The organism is Marinobacterium alkalitolerans, assembly GCF_017776525.1.
In the GTDB taxonomy this organism is placed as follows: Bacteria; Pseudomonadota; Gammaproteobacteria; order Pseudomonadales; family Balneatricaceae; genus Marinobacterium; species Marinobacterium alkalitolerans.
The window spans coordinates 1-1,918 of record NZ_JACVEW010000046.1; the positions used below are offsets into that span (position 1 = coordinate 1).

At 46.1% G+C, this 1,918-nt stretch carries 1 protein-coding gene and 1 pseudogene; one reads left to right on the plus strand and one right to left on the minus strand.

Annotation, left to right across the window (positions count from 1 at the left end; genetic code table 11):
• The first annotated feature begins 734 nt into the window (after positions 1 to 734).
• Positions 735 to 1,598 carry a DUF2806 domain-containing protein gene (locus H9C73_RS15945; RefSeq protein WP_209288890.1) on the plus strand — a complete coding sequence of 288 codons (864 nt, stop codon included), beginning with the start codon at positions 735 to 737 and terminating at the stop codon, positions 1,596 to 1,598.
• Between the two features lie 22 nt (positions 1,599 to 1,620).
• On the opposite strand, the pseudogene H9C73_RS16185 reads toward H9C73_RS15945, so the two are convergent.
• Positions 1,621 to 1,740: pseudogene (locus H9C73_RS16185) on the minus strand (IS110 family transposase); the annotation flags it as partial.
• Positions 1,741 to 1,918: the final 178 nt, after the last annotated feature.

The following is a 1,918-nucleotide window of genomic DNA, read 5'->3' on the forward strand; positions in this document are numbered from 1 at the left end:
TGCTGCATGAAGGCCCTCAATGGCCGTTGAGGGTGGGTCCCAATTTACCCGGAAAACACACGGAATTATCCATACAATGCCAATCACGGCGACGCCTACTACATTGCGGCTTCGCCTCCATTTCGTAGCCGCGCATGTTGGCTGGCGTTATGAATGGCCATCTGACATGGAGTGAATGATGGATATCGGGACAGAAGAACGACTGAGAAAAATCTGGCGTCAAACTGTTGTCCCTGTTATCTATCGGCAAGGTAAGGGAAAGCCGCTTTTCGTCAAACTTCCTTACGACTCTGAAAACAAGACTTGGCTCCAAGACGGTCGTCGAAGCAAGCCAAAATGGAATCCTCAGTTTAAATGTTGGGAAGTGCCAAAGGCTTGGTTCAACGAAATAGTGAATCGGTGCCTTGTAGCCTTTGGTAGCGTTTATATTATTCAGCCCTATCGCGAACAAGAAAAATGTGCTCCGGCCTGCTGGAATGCAACTGGCCACGAATGCCAGTGCTCTTGTATGGGTGCGAACCATGGCTCACATAGTTCAGGTGGAAAATGGCTGGTGGTTTCGGACGCTTTCGCAACAAGGTGGCACGAGCGCGAGCTAGCGTGCCGACTAATGACCAGTCGCAGGGAGTCTGGCATTTCATAACCAGGCGCTGTTGTCGGACAATTTTTTCACCGCTGCGCGGCTCCAAAATTGCCGCAAAGCTCTGCGTTAGGGATCAAAATAAGGAATTGCGATGTCTGATGAAAAAAGCATAGTGAACTTCGGAGATCTATCCAAACCAGCCACCGTTCTCATAGAGAAAATGTCAGGTGCAATTGGCACTGTATATGAGCCAACACGTATAAAACGTGAAGCGTCTGCAAAGGCTGAAGCCGCTAAGATTGAAGCTCTAGCAAACATTGAAGTTTCTGAAATTGAGCAAAGAGCTATAAGTCGCCTTGTTCATGAGGAAGCGAAGAAACAAGAAAATATTGAATCTATTACTGAGCAAGCTACAGCCTCACTAAACGATGAGGCTAAGCCAGAGAATATTGAAGATGATTGGATATCGCATTTCTTTGAAAAATGCAGGAATGTTTCTGACAAAGAGATGCAGGGTCTATGGTCTAGCTTGCTCACCGGCGAAGCTAATAAGCCTGGTTCATTTTCAAAACGTACAATTGAGCTGATCTCAACTCTCGACAAATCTGACGCCCATCTATTTACTCGGCTGTGTAGTTTTGCAATGGCAGGAGGAGAGTTTTTCCCAATGATCCTTGACCACCAAGCAGAAATATATAAAAGGCAGGGGATTAACTTTGGATCACTTAGCCATCTTGATTCGCTTGGTTTAATTAGCTTCAACCATGTTTCAGGCTTTCTTCTACAGTCCCTACCAAAGAATGTCACGCTATTATATTTTGGTATGCCTGTAGGGTTTACCTTTAAAAGTGATAGCAATAATAAACTAGAAATTGGTAACGTCATGCTAACGCAGGTAGGCCAACAGCTTGCTCCTATATGCGGGGCAACGTTAAATCCGGAATTTTTAAATTACATTACAGAGCATTATAAAAAGAAAGGCATTGAGGTCGGAGTAATGATTCCTAACAAGTGACTGTGGTGTCCAGCATAAATAATCAGGCTGTTTTATGACGCCAAAGCTCTTCGTTTTTGAGCATAGTATTTAGCACCACAATGAGCTTGCGCATGCAGGCAGTGATGGCCACTTTGGGCAGCTTTCCCTGGGCGTAGCGCCTGATGCTAATGGGATTGACCATGAGCATGGGCAGCTCTGCTTGGTCGCAGGCAAAAACAAACGCATGCTCATGGAGGCCCGTGGCTTCCGTATTCATGGTAAGGTTCTTCACCCGTTACTGTGGGTTGGCTCCATCACCAGTCCTCCAAAGTGAAACAGGATCGCACGCTTGAAGCGTT